The organism is Kribbella sp. NPDC043289, assembly GCF_056436705.1.
This window is the reverse complement of the sequence record NZ_JBWKCB010000001.1, coordinates 2,145,300-2,164,380: the sequence shown is the minus strand read 5'-3', so window position 1 is coordinate 2,164,380 and position 19,081 is coordinate 2,145,300. Positions and strand designations below refer to the sequence as shown.

The 19,081-nt window shown below is 68.5% G+C and carries 16 protein-coding genes; 11 read left to right on the top strand and 5 right to left on the bottom strand.

Annotated elements, in window-relative coordinates:
• Nucleotides 1–6 precede the first annotated feature (6 nt).
• The 3 genes from AC0662_RS10280 to AC0662_RS10270 all read left to right on the top strand — a co-directional run bounded on the left by AC0662_RS10280 (nt 7) and on the right by AC0662_RS10270 (nt 4,201).
• Nucleotides 7–933 carry an LLM class F420-dependent oxidoreductase gene (locus tag AC0662_RS10280; RefSeq protein ID WP_478299828.1) on the top strand — a complete coding sequence of 309 codons (927 nt, stop codon included), beginning with the start codon at nt 7–9 and terminating at the stop codon, nt 931–933.
• Nucleotides 934–1,183: 250 nt separating this feature from the next.
• Nucleotides 1,184–3,958 carry an aconitate hydratase AcnA gene (gene acnA / locus AC0662_RS10275; RefSeq protein ID WP_478299826.1) on the top strand — a complete coding sequence of 925 codons (2,775 nt, stop codon included), beginning with the start codon at nt 1,184–1,186 and terminating at the stop codon, nt 3,956–3,958.
• A gap of 3 nt (nt 3,959–3,961) precedes the next feature.
• On the top strand, nt 3,962–4,201 hold the full coding sequence (locus tag AC0662_RS10270; RefSeq protein WP_452203503.1) for a cold-shock protein: 240 nt from the start codon (nt 3,962–3,964) through the stop codon (nt 4,199–4,201).
• Here the strand turns inward: AC0662_RS10270 and AC0662_RS10265 are convergent.
• On the bottom strand, nt 4,186–5,268 hold the full coding sequence (locus AC0662_RS10265) for a hypothetical protein (RefSeq protein WP_452203504.1): 1,083 nt from the start codon (nt 5,266–5,268) through the stop codon (nt 4,186–4,188). The genes AC0662_RS10270 and AC0662_RS10265 overlap by 16 nt on opposite strands.
• 99 nt (nt 5,269–5,367) lie before the next feature.
• Between AC0662_RS10265 and AC0662_RS10260 the strand changes: the two genes are divergently transcribed.
• Both AC0662_RS10260 and AC0662_RS10255 read left to right on the top strand, forming a co-directional pair.
• Complete coding sequence (locus tag AC0662_RS10260; RefSeq protein ID WP_478299823.1) at nt 5,368–5,928, top strand: HEAT repeat domain-containing protein; 561 nt, start codon at nt 5,368–5,370, stop codon at nt 5,926–5,928.
• Nucleotides 5,909–6,427: an N-acetyltransferase family protein gene (locus AC0662_RS10255; protein ID WP_478299821.1), complete on the top strand. Its 519-nt coding sequence runs from the start codon at nt 5,909–5,911 to the stop codon at nt 6,425–6,427. Before AC0662_RS10260 ends, AC0662_RS10255 begins: the two co-directional genes overlap by 20 nt.
• Here the strand turns inward: AC0662_RS10255 and AC0662_RS10250 are convergent.
• Together AC0662_RS10250 and AC0662_RS10245 are read right to left on the bottom strand one after the other, a co-directional pair.
• Nucleotides 6,424–6,840, bottom strand: a complete 417-nt coding sequence (locus tag AC0662_RS10250; protein ID WP_452203507.1) for an HIT family protein — start codon at nt 6,838–6,840, stop codon at nt 6,424–6,426. The two genes, AC0662_RS10255 and AC0662_RS10250, sit on opposite strands and share 4 nt — an antisense overlap.
• Before the next feature lie 9 nt (nt 6,841–6,849).
• Nucleotides 6,850–8,757 (bottom strand): Na+/H+ antiporter, encoded by a 1,908-nt coding sequence (locus AC0662_RS10245; RefSeq protein WP_478299819.1) that lies wholly within the window; start codon nt 8,755–8,757, stop codon nt 6,850–6,852.
• A 179-nt stretch (nt 8,758–8,936) separates the two neighbouring features.
• Here AC0662_RS10245 and AC0662_RS10240 point away from each other — a divergent pair, with 179 nt between their 5' ends.
• A complete protein-coding gene (locus AC0662_RS10240; RefSeq protein ID WP_478299817.1) occupies nt 8,937–10,445 on the top strand; it encodes a CocE/NonD family hydrolase in 1,509 nt (502 codons plus the stop codon).
• A 4-nt stretch (nt 10,446–10,449) separates the two neighbouring features.
• Nucleotides 10,450–11,109 carry an alpha/beta hydrolase gene (locus tag AC0662_RS10235; protein WP_478299815.1) on the top strand — a complete coding sequence of 220 codons (660 nt, stop codon included), beginning with the start codon at nt 10,450–10,452 and terminating at the stop codon, nt 11,107–11,109.
• Here the strand turns inward: AC0662_RS10235 and AC0662_RS10230 are convergent.
• Nucleotides 11,106–11,600, bottom strand: a complete 495-nt coding sequence (locus AC0662_RS10230; protein ID WP_478299813.1) for a DUF402 domain-containing protein — start codon at nt 11,598–11,600, stop codon at nt 11,106–11,108. The two genes, AC0662_RS10235 and AC0662_RS10230, sit on opposite strands and share 4 nt — an antisense overlap.
• A gap of 554 nt (nt 11,601–12,154) precedes the next feature.
• Nucleotides 12,155–12,661, bottom strand: a complete 507-nt coding sequence (locus AC0662_RS10225) for a DUF402 domain-containing protein (RefSeq protein ID WP_452203512.1) — start codon at nt 12,659–12,661, stop codon at nt 12,155–12,157.
• A 169-nt stretch (nt 12,662–12,830) separates the two neighbouring features.
• On the opposite strand from AC0662_RS10225, the gene dxs reads away from it, so the two are divergent.
• The 4 genes from dxs (at nt 12,831) to AC0662_RS10205 (ending at nt 19,056) form a co-directional block, all read left to right on the top strand.
• Nucleotides 12,831–14,723: a 1-deoxy-D-xylulose-5-phosphate synthase gene (gene dxs, locus AC0662_RS10220; RefSeq protein ID WP_478299811.1), complete on the top strand. Its 1,893-nt coding sequence runs from the start codon at nt 12,831–12,833 to the stop codon at nt 14,721–14,723.
• Nucleotides 14,724–14,750: 27 nt separating this feature from the next.
• The gene (locus tag AC0662_RS10215) at nt 14,751–16,085 is read left to right on the top strand and encodes a hypothetical protein (protein WP_478299809.1); all 1,335 of its coding nucleotides are present in this window, start codon (nt 14,751–14,753) and stop codon (nt 16,083–16,085) included.
• A gap of 64 nt (nt 16,086–16,149) precedes the next feature.
• Complete coding sequence (locus tag AC0662_RS10210; RefSeq protein WP_478299807.1) at nt 16,150–17,505, top strand: hypothetical protein; 1,356 nt, start codon at nt 16,150–16,152, stop codon at nt 17,503–17,505.
• Nucleotides 17,506–17,574: 69 nt separating this feature from the next.
• Nucleotides 17,575–19,056 carry an APC family permease gene (locus AC0662_RS10205; protein ID WP_478299805.1) on the top strand — a complete coding sequence of 494 codons (1,482 nt, stop codon included), beginning with the start codon at nt 17,575–17,577 and terminating at the stop codon, nt 19,054–19,056.
• Nucleotides 19,057–19,081: the final 25 nt, after the last annotated feature.

Here is a 19,081-nt window from a genome sequence, read left to right as displayed (position 1 = left end):
GGCGCCATGCTTCTCAGGATCTTCACCGAACCTCAGCAAGGCGCCTCGTACGACGACCTCCTGGCGGTGGCCCGGAAGACGGAGGAGAACGGCTTCGACGCGTTCTTCCGGTCGGACCACTACCTGGTGATGGGCGACAACGACGGCCTCCCGGGCCCGACCGACTCCTGGATCACGCTGGCCGGGCTGGCCCGCGAGACCCAGCGCATCAAGCTCGGCACGCTGGTCAGCTCCGCCACGTTCCGGAACCCGGGCGTGCTCGCGATCTCGGTCGCCCAGGTGGACCAGATGAGCGGCGGCCGCGCCGAGCTCGGTCTGGGCGCCGGGTGGTACGAGCAGGAGCACAAGGCGTACGGCCTGACGTTCCCCGACACCAAGGGTCGCTTCGACATCTTCAGCGAGCAGCTCGAGCTGATCACCGGACTGTGGGACACGCCGGTGGGGGAGACGTACGACTTCCAGGGCGAGCATTACCAGATCTCCGACTCGCCGGCGTTGCCGAAGCCGGTCCAGCAGCCGCACCCGCCGATCATCATCGGTGGCGCGGGCAAGAAGCGGACGCCGGCGCTCGCCGCGCAGTACGCCGCCGAGTTCAACGCCGGCTTCCGTGGCGTCGAGGAGACCGAGACGCTGTTCAAGCGGGTCCGCGCGGCCTGCGACGCGATCGGCCGCGACCCGAAGACGCTCGCGCTGTCCACGGCCCACACGGTGATCGTCGGTAAAGACGACGCCGAGGTGAAGCGGCGCGCTCAGGCGATCGGTCGCGAGCCGCATCCCGAGAAGGACATCGCCGGCACCCCAGCTCAGGTCGTGGATCGGCTCGGCCAGTTCGCCGCCGCCGGATCGGACCGTCAGTACGTCCAGATCCTCGACCTGCACGACCTCGACCACCTCGACCTGATCGCGTCGGAAGTTCTTCCACAAGTCTCCTGAATGTCAGCCGGAAAGCGGGGGTTAGGACGCCGTCCGGTGACCTTGGACAGGTTATTTCCTGTGCATGGCGACCGGATCCTGTCCGAGCCCCCGCTTCGCGGTCGGGGACATGCCAGAGTGGCTCGATGTCGTGTATCTTGATGTCGAGAGAGTTTGCGGCGCGAGGTTAGGGCAACCTGACCTCGCGGCCGGGCGGTGCGCTCGGCAGGATGGGCCTGAGCGAACACAGGACGGACAGAGGAGCGGGTTGATGGCGAGCGTCGACAGCTTCGGTGCCAAGGGGGCACTCGAGGTCAACGGGCAGTCGTACGAGATCTTCAGGTTGGCGGGCATCGAGGGTGCGGACACGCTGCCGTACTCCCTGAAGGTCCTGCTGGAGAACCTGCTGCGCACCGAGGACGGCGCGAACATCACCGCCGAGCACATCACCAAGCTCGGCAACTGGGACCAGAACGCGGCGCCCGACACCGAGATCCAGTTCACCCCGGCTCGGGTGATCATGCAGGACTTCACCGGTGTCCCGTGCGTGGTCGACCTGGCCACGATGCGCGAGGCGGTCGGCGAGCTCGGTGGTGACCCGACCAAGATCAACCCGCTGGCGCCGGCCGAGCTGGTCATCGACCACTCCGTCATCATCGACGTGTTCGGTACGCCGGACGCGTTCGAGCGCAACGTCGAGTTCGAGTACGGGCGGAACAAGGAGCGGTACCAGTTCCTGCGCTGGGGCCAGACGGCGTTCGACGAGTTCAAGGTCGTCCCGCCGGGCACCGGCATCGTGCATCAGGTGAACATCGAGCACCTGGCCCGCACCGTGATGGTCCGCAACGGCCAGGCGTACCCGGACACCTGCGTCGGCACCGACAGCCACACCACGATGGTGAACGGCCTCGGCGTGCTCGGCTGGGGCGTCGGCGGTATCGAGGCGGAGGCCGCGATGCTCGGCCAGCCGGTCAGCATGCTGATCCCGCGGGTCGTCGGCTTCAAGCTCACCGGCGCGGTGCCGACCGGCGTGACCGCGACCGACGTCGTACTGACGATCACCCAGATGCTGCGCAAGCACGGCGTGGTCGGCAAGTTCGTCGAGTTCTACGGTGACGGTGTCGCGGCGGTGCCGCTGGCCAACCGCGCCACCATCGGCAACATGAGCCCGGAGTTCGGCTCCACCGCCGCGATGTTCCCGATCGACGACGTCACCCTGGACTACCTGCGGCTGACCGGCCGCGCGGACCAGGACGTCGCGCTGGTCGAGGCGTACGCGAAGGAGCAGGGCCTCTGGCACAACCCGGCCGTCGAGCCGCGGTTCTCGGAGTACCTCGAGCTGGACCTGTCGACGGTCGTGCCGTCGATCGCCGGCCCGAAGCGCCCGCAGGACCGGATCGAGCTGAGCAAGGCCAAGGAGTCGTTCCGCGGCGTGCTGCCGGACTACGCGGCCGAGGAGAAGGACGTCGACCCGTCGGAGACCGGGAGCTTCCCGGCCAGCGACGCGCCGAACGGCCACGGCCACCCGGACGACAACCCGCACGAGGTGGCAGCCGCGAAGGACCGCCCGTCGAAGAAGACCACGGTCTCGCTCGAGGGCCAGGAGATCGAGCTCGACCACGGCCACGTCGTGATCGCGTCGATCACCTCCTGCACCAACACCTCGAACCCGTCGGTCATGCTGGCCGCCGCGCTGCTCGCGAAGAACGCGGTCGACAAGGGCCTGGCCTCGAAGCCGTGGGTCAAGACGTCGCTGGCGCCGGGGTCGAAGGTCGTCACCGACTACTACGAGAAGGCCGGCGTCACGCCGTACCTGGAGAAGCTCGGCTTCCACCTGGTCGGCTACGGCTGCACGACCTGCATCGGCAACTCGGGCCCGCTGCCCGAGCCGATCTCGGCCGGCGTGCAGGAAGCGGACCTCGCGGTCGTGAGTGTGCTGTCCGGCAACCGGAACTTCGAGGGCCGGATCAACCCGGACGTGAAGATGAACTACCTCGCCAGCCCGCCGCTGGTGATCGCGTACGCGCTGGCCGGCACGATGGACTTCGACTTCGAGACCGATGCCCTGGGCAAGGACACCGACGGCAACGACGTGTTCCTGAAGGACATCTGGCCGACCGCCGACGAGGTCGAGGCGACGATCGCGACGTCGATCAACAAGGAGATGTTCGCGAAGGACTACGCGGACGTGTTCGCCGGTGACGAGCGCTGGCAGTCGCTGCCGACGCCCGAGGGCAAGACGTTCGCCTGGGACGCCGAGTCGACGTACGTGCGGAAGCCTCCGTACTTCGAGGGCATGGCGAAGGACCCGTCGCCGGTCACCGACATCGCCGGGGCCCGGGTGCTCGCCAAGCTGGGCGACTCGGTCACCACCGACCACATCTCGCCGGCCGGTTCGATCAAGGCCGACAGCCCGGCCGGCAAGTACCTCGCCGAGCACGGTGTGGACCGCAAGGACTTCAACTCGTACGGTTCCCGCCGCGGCAACCACGAGGTGATGATCCGGGGCACGTTCGCCAACATCCGGCTGCGCAACCAGATCGCGCCGGGCACCGAAGGCGGCTTCACCCGCGACTTCACCCAGGACGACGCCCCGGTCACCACGATCTACGACGCCGCCCAGGCGTACGCCGAGCAGAACACTCCGCTGGTGATCCTGGCCGGCAAGGAATACGGCTCGGGCTCGTCGCGCGACTGGGCCGCCAAGGGTACGGCGCTGCTCGGGGCGAAGGCCGTGATCACGGAGTCCTTCGAGCGCATCCACCGGTCGAACCTGATCGGCATGGGCGTGCTCCCGCTGCAGTACCCGGAGGGCGAGACCGCGGAGTCGCTCGGCCTGACCGGCGAGGAGACCTTCGACATCACCGGCGTGACCGAGCTCAACAACGGCTCGATCCCGCGCACGGTGCACGTCAAGGCCACGTCGCCGGATGGTGCGGTCGAGGAGTTCGACGCGGTCGTCCGCATCGACACCCCCGGTGAGGCGGACTACTACCGCAACGGCGGCATCCTGCAGTACGTCCTGCGGTCGCTGATCGCGGGCTGACGAATGCAGCGCCGGACCGGCGGGGACGACGGCTTCGTCCGGTTCTGGCACGACGACGAGGGCTGGGGCGTCATTGACTGCCCCAGCACTCCCGGCGGTTGCTGGACGCACTTCTCGGTGATCGAGGCCGAGGGCTTCCGGTCCTTGGCGAAGGGCGCCGTGGTGCGGGTGCGCTGGGAAGCGCCCGGCCAGGACGGGTACGACTACCGTGCCGAGTGGGCCAAGGCCTACCTGTCCACCTGATGCTCCGGCCGCTCGGCCCCACTCCGCTGCGTCGCGGCGGTGCCCGGAGCCGACGGCGTACCCGTGGGCGGTGTCTGCGGAGCGAGCACTTCGGCCGGGCTCAGCTCCCGGATGGTGACCGGCTTCGACAGGTCGGCGCCGCTCCGCTCGACGTTCTCGGGTTCGATCGCGGCGAGGTCCTGTCCGGCCTTGATCACGACCCCGGCCGCGTCTTGACCGATCGCGTAGCCGTACTGCTCGGCAGCCTCGATGGTGCTGATCGTGAGCTTCCTGAACGAGGACGTCCGGGCCCACTCGCGGCCCGCGGCGCGCTGCACCTCGGTGGCATCGACATCGATTCCCTTGGCCGCGAGCTCGGTCACCACGCCGCGGTGCCGGGACTCCGCCACCAGACTTGTCGCGAACGCCCAGCGGTTCCCTTTCGCGCTTCGCAGCAAGGTGTCGAACACTCGGTCGCGGGGGATGCCGGTCGCGTCGGTGATCCCGTCGACCAGGCCGCGGGCCGCGGCCGTGGACACTGTCGAGAGATTGTTCAGGCGGAACGCGGACGTGTTCAACGGCCCGGCCGACAACCCGTGACCGCCAAGCGCAACTTCCGGCGCGTCGGGTTCGTACGCGTCGCCCAACCCGTTCTGGGTCATCACGTGCTCCGCGATCTCGTACGTCCGCTGCTCGGTGAGAGCCCGATCCAGGTCGCGCACGCCGGCCGGCAACGCGCTGTCGAGCGGCTTGTTGGCCTCGCCCCGTGCGCTCGTCGGGCTGGCCACTCGCAGCGCCTCGTAGATCACGCTGTACGACGCGTCGCGGGTCGCCTTCGGGTTCCACCACCGGTCGTGCCCGCCGGCACCCGCTCGGCGCAGCGGCGCGATCACGTTCCGCGGATGCAGGTGGATCGTGCCGTCGCGATCCGTGCGGCTGTAGGTCCGGCTGGTCGTCGGCAATACGCCGACCCGGCCGTTCCACCAGTGTGAATCGGTGACCCCGACAGACTCGTGTGCTGATCTGATGAGTCCGGCAACGATCCGGTACTCGTCCGATGACGGGTCGAGCTGTCGTCCGTCGGCCATCCGCCCTGCCTTTCGTCGCTGGTGAACCCGATGAGCGTAGTGAGGACCTGGGTCAGCGTGTGATCGGAAGTTGTCGGTGGCAGGCGATTTACTGGGTCCGTGTCCGTGGAACGGGAGAAACCCAAGGACGTGATCCTCGCGGCGTGCTCGGAGTACGGCGAGGACGCGGTGATCGACTGGTGTGTCGCCTTCCTCACCGGCGAGATCTCGGGCGAGGCGGCGTACGAGGTCGAGTTGCCGAAGCTCGTCGCGATCACCGGCTCGGACAACCCGGGTGGGTGGAAGGCGCCGGTCGACCCGGTGAACTACTACTGGATCCGGGTGTGGGCCGCCCGCGTGTTCCTGTACGTCTGGCGGGACGACGTGGTCGACGCGCTGCAGATCGCCGCGAACGATCCGGCCTGGCGGGTCCGCGAGCACGTCGCGCGGATCACCGCGCAACGCGAGCTCGGCCAGCTCGTCGACGCGTTGCTGCCGATGCTCGACCACGAGCTGCCGCGGGTTCGGGTCGCGGCGGTCCGGGCGATCGGGGCGGCGGGCGAGTTCGAGCACGCGGCCGCGATCCGGCCGTTGGCCGACGACCCTGACCAGACGGTCCGCGCCGCGGTCGAGCGTGCGCTGGAGAAGTTGGAGGAACGCCTTGACCGGCCAGTCCACTGAGATCACCACCCGCACGGCGACCGTGAGCGACGGTGCCGCGGTCGGCGAGATCCACGCTGCCTCGTGGGCCGCGGCGTATGCGCCGCGCTTCCCGGCCGAGTTCGCCGAGGCGGGGATCGCGGATCGCCTGACCCGCTGGCACGCGCGGATCGCGGACGGCGACGGGCTGATCCTGCTCGGCATCGTCGACCACAAACCACTCGCGATGTCGTGGTCCAGGCCGTCGGAGACACGTCCCGGTCTTGCGGAGATCTACAGCTTCTACACCCACCCCGACGGCTGGGGGAGCGGCGTCTCGGCCGCCCTGATGGAGGCGACTCTGCGGCAGCTGCGGGTCGACGGTTACGACCGCGTCCACCTCTGGACGCTCCGCGACACCCCGCAGTCCCGCCGGTTCTACGTCAAGACGGGCTTCGCCGAGACCGGCGCCACCCAGACCCGCGACTTCGGCGACGGCACCCCGCTCGCACAAGTCGAGTACGAGCGCGGCACCGGCTAGCCGGCCAGCGCCGCGCGGAGTTTGCCGGCGTACTCCTCGGCTTCGGCTGTGTCGGCGTACTTCGTGCGTGGCCAGAAGAAACCGCGCAGCCCGTCACCCTTCGTCCGGGGTACGACGTGGACGTGGAGGTGTGGCACCGACTGGGACACGACGTTGTTGACGGCAACGAACGAGCCCTGCGCGTCGAACGCGGTCCGCACCGCCGCGGCGACCGAACGTGCCGCGCCGAACAGCGGGACGGTGAGCTCGTCGGGCAGTTCGACGAGCGTCGGCACGTGGGCGCGCGGCACGATCAGCGTGTGCCCCTTGAACACCGGCCGGACGTCGAGGAACCCGACGACCTCCGGGGTGTCGAGCACGATCTGCGCCGGTGTGGTGCCGGCGATGATGGAACAGAACAGACAGTCGGCCACCAGGTCAACCTAGCCCAGCTTCTCGTCGAGGAAGCACCAGCGCCACGTCTCGCCGGGCTCGAAGCTCCGCATCACCGGGTGCTTGGTCGCGTCGAAGTGCTTGCTGGCGTGCTTCATCACCGAGGAGTCGCAACACCCGACGTGACCACATCCCAGGCACAACCGCAGGTGGACCCACGTTCCGCCTTCGGCCAGGCACTCCTCGCAGCCTTCCGGCGTGTTCGGCGTGACGACGAGCGGCGAGTGTTCGAGGTGCTCGCAGGCCCCGCCGGGCGTCGTCTTCGGCCGCAGGTCCTCCGAGCGCCCGCCGACGTCGTCGTCCTCGTCGCGGTCCAGGATCGACTCCTCGATGTCGAGGACGTTCTGCGCCCGCTGCAGTACTTCGTCCGCGACCAGGCCGGCGTCGCGGACCTTGAGGATGTGTGAGCGTTCCGCCTCGAGCATCGCGATCCGCAACCGCCGGTACGCCTCACTCGGGGTCTCGTACTCGCTCTCCGGACGCCCGAGCCGCTCCCAGGCCGCTTGCGCCCGCGCCTCGCCACGCTGCCGCAGTACGTCGAGAACGGCCGGCGGATCGGACGGTGTCGCGAGCTCCTCGAGCTTCTCGATCGCGGCCCGATGAGCACCCTGCAGTACGGCGGCCTCCTGCAGTGCGTCCTCCGCGGGATCGGGGCCAGGCAGGCGCAACCGTCGTACCAGCCAGGGGAGTGTCGAACCCTGGACGAGCAGCGTGCCCGCGGTGACGGCCAAGGCGATGAACACGAGTACTTCGCGATGCGGGGTGGCCTCGGGGAGCGTGAAGACGGCGGCCAGCGTGACCACGCCGCGCATCCCGGCCCACGACACCACGATGAGTGCGCGGAACGGCACCGGTCCCGGCCGCGACGGCCCGAGGAACCGGCGGGACAACAGCGTCGTCGGCACGATCCAGATCGGCCGCAGCAGCACGACCGCGACGAACACCGCGATCGTCGTCGTCGCGATCAGCCAGCCCGGCAACGGGCTCGCGGTGAGGTCGTCCAGGATCCACCGGGTCTGCAGACCGATGAGCAGGAAGACCGTGTTCTCCAGGAGGAACTGGAACGTCCTCCAGTTGGTGCGCTCCGACATCCGGGACTTGGCCGACTGGATGATCGGCGCCTTGTGCCCGAGCAGCAGTCCGGTGACGACGACCGCGAGTACGCCGGATGCGTGCACGTAGTGGTTCTCGGCCGCGATGTAGGCGATGAACGGCGCGGTCAGGCTCAGCGTGGTGTCCAGCACCGGGTCGGTGAAGCGCCGGCGGATCTTCGCCAGCACGAACGTCACGATGATGCCGACCAGGACGCCGCCACCGGCCGCGCGCAGGAAGTCCAGCCCGACGTGCAGCACCGTCGGCGCCACCACGGCCGCCGCGATGGCGGTCCGCAGGCAGACCAGCGCGGTCGCGTCGTTCATCAGGCTCTCGCCCTCGAGGATCGTGACCACCCGGCGGGGCATCCCGACGCGCTTGGCGATCGCGGTCGCGGCGACCGCGTCGGGCGGCGCCACCACAGCGCCGATCGCGAACGCAGCCCAGAACGGCAGCGGCTCCTGACCGATCGACTCCGCGACCGCACCGAGCAGCCACCAGGCGACCACACCGACGCCGAGCGCGGTGAACACCACCAGGCCGACGGACAGCAGCCCGATCGATCGGCGGTGCTTGGTGAAGTCGAGCAGGCTGGTCTTGATCGCGGCCGAGTACAGCAGCGGCGGCAGGAAGCCGACCAGCACCACCTCGGGCGAGAGCTCGACCCGTGGGATGAACGGCAGGTACGACAGGGCGATCCCGATGACCACCAACAGCAGGGGAGCCGAGATCCCTATCCGCCGCGCCAGCGCGGCGCCCGCCGCAACGACGGCGATGAGGGCCACGACCTCGATCGCGATATGCACGCGGATAGTGTCCCAGCGCGGACGCCGCTCCGCCCACTGGCCCGCTCCCTGGTTCGCTCACTGGTCCTCGCACGGCTTCTCGTACAGCACGGCCTGACGATCCGCTCTGGGTCTGGTCAGCGGTACGCCGGTCCTCTAGCGTGTGCGGAGCGGAAGCCGTCGATCACCGGGAGTGACTGATGCGTCGTCGAGTACCGAGCCTTCTCGGAGTGATCGCGCTGCTGCTGTCGCCGGTCGTCCCGGCCGCCGCCGCGACGACGGTGACCAACGGCTGCGTGGACTCGGTGCCGGAACCTGGTACGACGACGCCCGTACGGATCTGCTACTCGCTCTTCCAACCCGCCGCCGCCTCCGCCCAGCACACCGTGCCGCTGATCTTCCACAGCCACGGATGGGGCGGCAGCCGGACCAAGGACCCGGCCGCGTTCAAGGACTGGCTCGACGCCGGGTTCGGCGTGCTCAGCTTCGATCAGCGCAGTTTCGGTGAAAGCACCGGCGTCGCGCACGTGATGAACCCCGACTTCGAGGGTCGTGACGTGGTCAAGCTCGTCGACCTGGTCGCCGGACTGGACTGGGTCACGAAGCAGGCGCCGGGCGACCCGTTGATCGGCGCCATCGGTGGTTCGTACGGCGGCGGGTACCAGTTCGCCGGCGCCTTCACCGAGCTTCGGGACAGCGGCCGGACCCGGTTCGACGCGCTCGCTCCCGAGGTCACCTGGTGGGACCTCAAGCAGAGCCTCGCGCCGCAGGAGGCCGCGCGGACGATGTGGCTGTCGATCCTGTTCGCGGGCGGCGGGACGCACCTACCGCCCGCGGTGTCGGCGGCGTTCGTCGCGCTGATCGCGACCGGCGCGTGGCCCGCGGGGCAGGCCGGCCGGGATCTCGACGCGTTCTTCGCGCACAACGGACCGGCCTGGCACGTCAAGGAGGGCCGCAAGCTCGACATCCCGGTGCTGTTCGGGCAGGGGATCTCGGACAACCTGTTCAACCTCAACCAGGGGCTGGCGAACTTCGACCGGGCGCTCACGTCCCGAGCCCGGGCCCGCTCGCTCTTCGTCGGGTACAACGGCGGTCACACGCTGCCCGCCGTCGTACCGCCGGGGTATGCGACGGCCGGCGACCCGTGCTCGATCGCGCTCGGGTCGCCGAACTTCTCCAGCCTGTCGATCCGGTTCATGCAGCTGCAGTTGCTGCACAGGTCGACCGGGCTGAGCGGGTTCGGCGCGTACCACCTGTCCACCGCCGGCGGCCGGTGCCTCACCCAGCAGAGCCTGACGCCGAACAAGCGCTACCCACTCGGCAAGATCGTCGCCCCGACCGGCGTCGGCCTGCCGGTGAACCTGCCGATCGCCAAAGGCCCGCTCACCATCGCCGGTACGCCGAAGCTCACCGCGACCGTCTACACAGTGATCCCGCAGTCCGCGGCGTACTTCGCGCTCAGCGTCGGCAAGAGCCCGCTGACCGCTAGGGTCGTGCAGAACAACACCATGCCGCTGCGCGAGAAGCACACCGCCCGGGGTGTGCAGCGCACGATCGAGCTGCCGGCGATCGCGGTCGACGTCCCGGCGGGGCAGAACCTGTACCTCACGGTCGCCCCGGTCGCGGACATGTACGCCGGCCAGCGCGGCCCGTTACCCGGCGTCATGATGCTCAAGAACGGGAACTTGAGCGTGCATCTCGGGAGGTAGCACGATGTCGGCCGGCACGGGAGAACTCGTCACCGAGACGTTCGAGTACGACGGCGGCCGCCGCGTCACGGCGTACCTGCCCTCGGAAACACCGCAGGCGGTGGTGTACGCCGGTGACGGTCAGCTGATCTCGGAGTGGGGCGACTACCTCGCCGCGACGTCCGACATCCCGACGATGATCGTCGCCGCGGATCGGCTGGACGACGAGATGGATCGGCTGCACGAGTACTCGCCGATCTTCGACGCGGAACGGTTCGCGGCGCACGAGAAGTTCTTCGTCGACGACATCCGCGAGTGGGTGTCGTCGCGTTTCGGTGTTGGGTTGCCGGCTGACCGTACGGCGGTGTTCGGGGTGTCGGCGAGTGGCGAGTTGGCGCTGGCTGCCGGGCTGCGGCATCCGGATGTCTACGGCGCGATCTTCTGCGCGTCGCCTGGTGGGGGTTACAAACCGCCGGGGGACATGCAGATCACGTTGCCGCGGACGTACTTGGTCGCGGGCACGGAGGAGCCGTTCTTCCAGGAGAACGCGGCTCGTTGGGCCGACGCACTGCGGGCCGCGGACGCCGACGTCGTCATGACCGAGCGGACCGGTTCACACGGTGACCCGTTCTGGCGTGAGGAGCTCCCGCTGATGGTCACCTGGGCGTTCGGGCCAAGGCCTTAGCGGACCTTGTCGAGGTGGGTTTTGTAGACCGTCAGGAAGGGCTCCTCGGTCGACACCGCTTTGAACAGCCAGTCGCACGTCTGCCGCGCCGTGGCGATCACGTCGGCCGGGTACCCGTACCGCACCTGGTGCTCGGCGAACTCGTCCTCGTCGTCGATGAACACCGTCCCGTCCCGGCGCTTGATCACGTCCAGGTCGAGGTCGATCATCGTCAGCACGTCGTCCGAGAAATCGACCGGGGTCGTGATGTCGGCGTAGATCTCGGTGTACCGCGGCTCGTCGTTGAAGATCGCCGTGAACCACTTGTCCCGCGGGAACAGCTGCACATGCGCCTGCTCCTGCGTCACGACCGGCTCGTCCCCGCGCTGCGACACCGATCCCGCCGGCGCCCCGAGCCAGACGCCGTACTCGTCCTCGCCCAGGTACCGCATCCATTGATGCCAGTGCAGCTTCTCGTCGAACTTGCGATAAACCACCCGGACATCACGCATAACCCCCAACCTATCCCGCACCGGGTGCGCCCCCGGACCTTTGCAGGTTGATGCAACTTTGCTGTCGGGAGTGGACCCGTCGCGCAATGCGACGGAGCATAGATGAGGTGCCGGCCCTGGCCAGCATCCAGATCGGCCCTCGTCGGCTCAGGGGGGCTCCTAGCCGACGGGGGTCGATTACCGCCCAACCCCACCGAGTCGTGGCGTTTGGTTCCTGCCCCGATCCGCGAGTCGTGAGTTCAGGCGCGACTTCACCAGCCAGAGCCCACGACTCGACGGTGATCGGGGCTGGAGAGGCTCGACGTGTGTGGGTGGGATCGCCCGCACCTGGCGGTACGACGCTCCGCTCGCCGCCGGGCAGCGGCGCGCACTCGTCGGCGGCAGCCGAACACCCCCGCGATGGCGCGAGGCGCGCGCCCCAGCACGTCGTGAGCTTGAGTACGCGAGCACTCCCGTCCCACCGCCTCGTTCCCTGCCCCGTCACGAGAGAGCCTCTCCACAGGTCTCTCGCAGCACGGTGACGGAGGAGTCGCGCGTAGCGCCGTGCGGGGGTCTCAGGTGCTGAGGGAGCGGATTTGTTCGAGGTAGGGCTTGTAGGCCGTGGTGAAGGGTTCTGCGGTGGTGATGGTGGCGGCTAGCTGTTGGCACACCGCCTCGGCGGTGGCGACGATTTGGGGTGGGTAGCCGTAGCGGACTTGGTGAGCCCGGAATTCGTCCTCGTCCATTACGTGCACCGTGCCGTCGCGGAGTAGGCGGATGTCGAGGTCCAGGTCCACGGCCGTGACGCTGTCGACGCCGAATTCCGCCGGCATCGTGATGTCGCAATAGATCGCGGTGTTGTGCGGCGTGTCGTTGAAAAGTGCGCTCCACCACTGCCCGTGTGGGAACAGGCGCACGCGGTGGTGGTCGATGGTGGTCCAGCTGCCGTCGGCGCGCTGGCCGCGGGTGCCGGGGACGGAGCCGACCCAGAGGCCGTACTCGTCCTCGCCGAGGCGCACCGCCTCGACCAGCCGGTGCGGCTGCCCGTCGTACTTGCGAAAGAGAGTCGTCACCATCTCCATGCCGATCACCCTAAGTGAGACGCACACCACGTCGAACCAGCGACTCCCGGGCGGCGTCTTGGTGTGTGAGATTGCGCAACACCGGTGTCGTGCGCTGTCGCCGAGTTCGGATTCCGGGCGAGGCGTGCATAGACTCAAGCATTCGAGGAAGACCTGCGGGAGGAGCTCGATGGGCGTGCTGGAGACGGTTGACGGTCCGGCGGACCTCAAGAAGCTGAGCGATCAGCAGCTCACCGATCTCGCGGCGGAGATCCGGGACGTGCTGGTCGAGACCGTGAGCAAGACCGGTGGCCATCTCGGTCCGAACCTCGGGATGGTCGAGATCACCCTGGCGATGCACCGCGTGTTCGACTCGCCGCGGGACCGGCTGTTGTTCGACGTGGGGCACCAGGCGTATGTGCACAAGCTGGTGACCGGCCGGGCCCCGACGTTCGACACGCTCCGGCAGCAGGGCGGCCTGTCCGGCTACCCGAACCAGGACGAGTCCGAGCACGACATCATCGAGAACAGCCACGCCTCGACGGCGCTGTCGTACGCCGACGGTCTCGCGAAGGCGTACCGGCTCCGCCAGGAGAACCGGCATGTGGTGGCGCTGATCGGTGACGGCGGCCTGACCGGCGGGATGGCCTGGGAGGCGCTGAACAACATCGCCGCCGCCCAGGACCTCAAGCTGGTGATCATCGTCAACGACAACGGCCGGTCGTACTCCGACACGGTCGGCGGCCTGGCCACGCACCTCACCAGTCTGCGCACCAACCCGCGGTACGAGAAGGTCCTCGACCTGATCAAGAAGAACCTCGGCCGGACGCCGTACGTCGGTCCGCCGATGTACGAGGTGCTGCACGGCATCAAGAAGGGCCTGAAGGACATGCTCGCCCCGCAGGGCATGTTCGAGGACCTCGGCCTGAAGTACGTCGGTCCGGTGCCCGGCCACGACCGCGAGGCGATGGAGGACGCGCTGCGGTCCGCGAAGGCCTTCGGCGGACCGGTGATCGTGCACGCGGTGACGAAGAAGGGCTATGGCTTCGCGGCCGCCGAGCAGGACGAGGAAGACAACTTCCACCAGGTCCGGCCGGCCAACAAGCCGCGCGGCTGGACCGATGTGTTCAGCGACGAGCTGGTGAAGATCGGTCACCGCCGCAGCGATGTGGTCGCGGTCACCGCGGCCATGCTGCACCCGACCGGGCTCGCCCAGTTCGCCGAGGAGTTCCCGGACCGGACGTTCGATGTCGGTATCGCCGAGCAGCACGCGGTGACGAGTGCGGCCGGTCTGGCGATCGGTGGCCTGCACCCGGTGGTCGCGATCTACGCGACCTTCCTGAACCGTGCCTTCGACCAGGTCCTGCTGGACGTCGCGCTGCACAAGTGTGGTGTCACGTTCGTGCTCGACCGCGCGGGTGTCACTGGTGATGACGGCCCGAGCCACAACGGCATGTGGGACATGTCGCTGCTGCAGCTCGTTCCCGGTCTGCGGCTGGCGGCGCCGCGTGACGGCAAGCGCGTGCAGGAGCTGCTGAACGAAGCGATCGACGTGGACGACGCCCCGACGGTACTGCGCTACGCCAAGGGCGAGGTGGGTCCGGACATCGAGGCGATCGACCGGATCGGCGACCTGGACATCCTGCAGCGCTCCGGCGACGACGTCCTGCTGGTCGGCATCGGTGCGATGGCCGCGACCGCGATGGATGTCGCGCAGCGCCTCGAGGCCCACGGTTTCGGTGTCACGGTGGTCGACCCGCGCTGGGTCAAGCCGATCAACCCGCAGCTGGTCGAGCTGGCTCCGAAGTACAAGCTGGTCGTGACGGTCGAGGACAACGGCCGTGCGGGTGGTTGCGGCGCGATGATCGCGCAGGCACTGCGTGACGCCGGGGTGCAGACCCCGATCCGCGACTTCGGCATCCCGCAGCAGTTCCTGCAGCACGCCAAGCGTCCCGTCGTACTGCAGGAGATCGGTCTCACCGGGCAGGAGCTGGCCAGGGAGATCACCGAGCTGATCTCGGAGCACCACGACGACGCTCTGAGCGAGCCGGACCGGGCGGGCGATCGCCCGGGCAGCGCCTAGGCACATCGATCAGGACGCAGGGCCACCGTGGCTGAGGGAGGGCGGCACAGCCGGCACGCGGCAACGAAGCGTCGCTCGCGGATCTGGCCGGTCCTGCTGTCCCTGGCCCTGGTGGCGGCCGCGGTCGGCGGCGGTCTGGCGCTGCACTGGTCGAGCCGGAGTACGGGCGGCTCGGCGGAGACCGTGGCGAGCGGCCCGACGGTCGACCTGGCCGCGCGGTCCGCGGCCGTCGACCAGCTGCTGAAGCGCCGCGCGCAGGCGGTCCTCACCGGCAACGAGAAGGAGTTCCTCGCAGACGTCGACGCCGCGGACACCAAGCTGGTCACGGGGCAACGGTCCCTGTTCTCGAACCTCCGGCAGTTCGGTTTCGCGAAGCTGACGTACCAGCAGCTGGCCCAGCAGTACGACGACAGCCTCGTGCAGAAGTACGGCCCGACGACGTACCTGGTGGCTGTCGCGATGACCTACCAGATCAGCAACATCGACCTGGTCCCGGTGCGCGCGATGCTCGGCTACACGTTCACCCAGCGGGCGAACGGTTCCTGGATGCTGGTCTCCGACTCGGATCTCGACAAGCGCCTTCCACGTGGCTCGCATCAGGAGGCCTGGGACATGGGCCCGGTCCTGGTCAAGCGCGCACCGCGGGTCCTGGTCGTCGTCGAGCAAGGTCAGGACGCCCTGGCGAACAAGCTGGTCACGATGTCGCTCAGCGCGGTCCAGGCCGTCTCGAAGAGCTGGCCCGGCGGCTGGAAGGGCGCCGGTGTGGTGATCGCGCTCAACGACAAGATCGTTCGCGGCGCCGACTACACCCAGCCGAAGAACGCCGAGGACGCGCTCGCGATGGCGACCTGGGTGTACCGCACGCTGCCTGGCGAGGTCACCGCCGCGGGGGAGCGGGCCGACTCGTACGTCGTCGTCAACCCGCACAACCGCGACAAGGTGGACGCGCGCACGCTGGCCCACGAGTTCACCCACGTGGCGACCGCGCCGTACGGGCCGTACGCACCGCGGTGGCTGGTCGAGGGCGCTGCGACGTACGTCGAGTTCCTGCCGATGGACGGGCAGAAGGATCTCGCGCTGGCGCAGTACCGGCTGGACGTGCGGACGAAGTACCTCGCGAAGGCGAAGGCGCTGCCCGCCGACGCGACGTTCTTCGACCAGGCCGACAGCTCGTACCCGCTGTCCTGGCTCGCCCTCGACTACCTGTTCACGCGCTTCGGCGGGACCGAGGTCGGCACCCTGTACCGCGAGTTGGCGTCGCTCGGTTCGACGCAGAAGGACCGCGATCGGATCATGCTCGAGCACCTCGGGATGACCGAGGCGGGACTTTTCCGCGCCTTGAAGGCTGCCGCGGCAGCATAATCCGCGACGGTCGAGTAGGGTGGCCCGGCTGCGACCATCGGGTACTCGGAGGGATCGACCCGAAGTGAGTGCAACGCCGCCCAATTCCGGGGCACCGACCGGCCCCCGCCGCTGGCTGGGTTTGCTGGCCGCGGTGGCCCTGGTTTGTGGCGGCATCGTCTACACCGTTGAACAACGCGAGCAGGACGCCCGCGAACGTCCGGTCGCTACCCGCACCGCGACCCCGGGTACGCCGAAGGCGACGAAGCCGTCCCGGATCGCCGCCGCGATCGCCGCCCGCCGGGTCGCCGTCGACACGATCCTGCTGCGCCGCGCGCAGGCCGTGGAAGCCGGCAACGAGCCGCTGTTCCTGGCCGACGTGGACCCGACCAACAAGAAGCTGATCGCCGCGCAGAAGATCCTGTTCGCGAACCTGGTCGAGATCGGCTTCAGCGAGCTCGGCTACAGCCAGGCCGAGGAACGGTTCGATCCCGCCGCGGTGCGGGCCCACGGCGGTACGACGTACCTCGTGCGGGTCCTGATGCGGTACCAGATCCCGAAGGTCGACTTCACGCCGGTGACGACCGAGCTCGGCTACACGTTCATCGCCCGCGGCGGCCACTGGCTGCTCACCGATGACGACGACCTGGACGCCGATCTCGGCCCGGGCGCACACCGGGAGGCCTGGGACCTCGGCCGGATCGAGGTCCAGCGTGGCCCGCGCGTACTCGTCGTGGTCGAGAAGGGCGACACGAAGCGTGGTCGCGCGATCGTGCACGCGGCGGCCGAGGGGCTCGGCGAGGTCACGCGGTACTGGCCACGGAAGTGGAACGGCTCGGTGTTCGTGATCGCACTCGACGAGACCGATGTCCGGGACGCACGGTTCGCCGACGAGGACATCGAGTCCGCGGCCAGCACCGGCTCGACGTTCGCCTCGCTGCCCGGTCAGGACACCGCGGACGGTACGGTCGCCGGCGGGTACGTCGTGGTCAATCCGAACGAACGCGACCGGGTCGACGAGATCCTGCTGTCGCACGAGATCACCCATGTCGCGACCGCGGATCTCGGCGGGTACGAACCGCTGTGGCTGGCCGAAGGTTCGGCGGAATACGTGTCCTGGCGGGGGATCGAGGCGATCAGCGGACCGGGCGAGGTCGCCAAGTGGGAGCAGGAGGTCATCGACGAGGCGCTGCCCCAACTGTCAGCGCTGCCGACCGACGCCGGCTTCTACCAGAACTCCGCCGACGTGTACGGCGTCAGCTGGCTGGCTGTCCGATACCTGGTGCACCAGATCGGACTTGGAAACGTCGAGGAGTTGTACGAGGACCTCGCGCGCAACGGCACCGATCAGACGGCCCGCGACCGGATTCTGCTCAGCCGCACCGGTCTGACCGAGGCCACGCTGTGGACCGCACTGGCAACATACCGGCCACAACGCTGAGTGGCGGTTTGACCTCGCGGTGTCAGAGGGGCAGTCTCGGATGGTTCCGTCCACCTCGAGGAGGCGCAGATGAGTCTTGTCCGGAAGAAGACGATCGAGCAATCGATCGCGGACACCGACGAGCCGGAGTACCAGCTCAAGAAACGCCTCACAGCGGTCGACCTGACCGTCTTCGGTATCGGTGTCATCATCGGTGCCGGCATCTTCACCCTGACCGGGCGCGCCGCCAAGCTGTACGCCGGTCCGGGCATCGCCCTGTCGTTCGTCCTGGCCGCGGTCTGCTGTGCGCTGGCCGCCCTCTGCTACGCCGAGTTCTCGTCCACCGTTCCGGTGTCGGGTTCGGCGTACACGTTCTCGTACTTCTCGCTCGGTGAGATCTTCGCCTGGATCATCGGCTGGGACCTGCTGCTCGAACTGATGCTCGGGGCAAGCGTCGTGGCCCAGGGCTGGTCGACGTACGCCAAGTTGTTCCTCGACGAGATCGGGTTGGGCTGGCCGGACTCGATCGGGCCGGACAGCCATGTGAACGTGCTGGCGATGCTGCTGGTCCTGGTACTGGCCACGCTGGCGACGATCGGGATCAAGGAGTCGCTGCGGGTCAACCTGGTGCTGGTCGGCATCAAGCTCTTCGTGGTGCTGTTCGTGATCATCGCCGGCCTGTTCTACATCAAGAGCTCGAACCTGACGCCGTTCGTCCCGCCGAGCGTTCCGTCGCCGGGTGGTGGCGTCGAGCTGACCACGCCGCTGTTCCAGGCGGTCTTCGGGTTCACACCATCGACCTTCGGGATCATGGGTCTGGTGTCCGGCGCCTCGCTGGTGTTCTTCGCGTTCATCGGGTTCGACGTCGTCGCGACCACCGCCGAAGAGGCGAAGAACCCGCAGCGCGACCTGCCGCGCGGCATCATCGGCTCGCTGGCGATCTGCACCGTGCTGTACGTGCTGGTCTGCATCGTCATCACCGGCATGGTGAAGTACTCCGACATCAACGGTGAGGCAGCGCTCGCGGAAGCGTTCCGTTCGGTCGGCAAGGGCGGGTTCGCGACGCTGATCTCGGCCGGCGCGGTCGCCGGTCTGACCACCGTCGTCCTGACCCTGATGATCGGTGCGGCGCGCGTCGTGTTCGCGATGAGCCGGGACCACCTGATGCCGCGGCAGCTCGGCAAGACGCACCCGAAGTGGGGTACGCCGTACCGTCTCACCATCGGGATCGGTGTGGTCGTCGCGATCATCGCCGGTGTCACCCCGATCGGGAAGCTCGAGGAGATGGTGAACATCGGTACCCTCGCCGCGTTCACGCTGGTGTCGATCGCCGTACCGCTGCTGCGCAAGAGCCGGCCGGACATCGAGCGTTCGTTCCGGGTGCCGCTGAGCCCGGTGATCCCGATCGTGTCGGCGATCATCTGCATCTACCTGATGCTGAACCTGTCGCTGGAGACCTGGCTGCGGTTCGCGATCTGGATGGTGCTCGGCTTCGTCATCTACGGCGTGTACGGCTACCGCAAGAGCCGCGTCGGGATCGAGCAGCGCACCGGCGAAGTACAGAAAGCCTGAGCCTGGCCCTCGGGTGGTCGGCGAC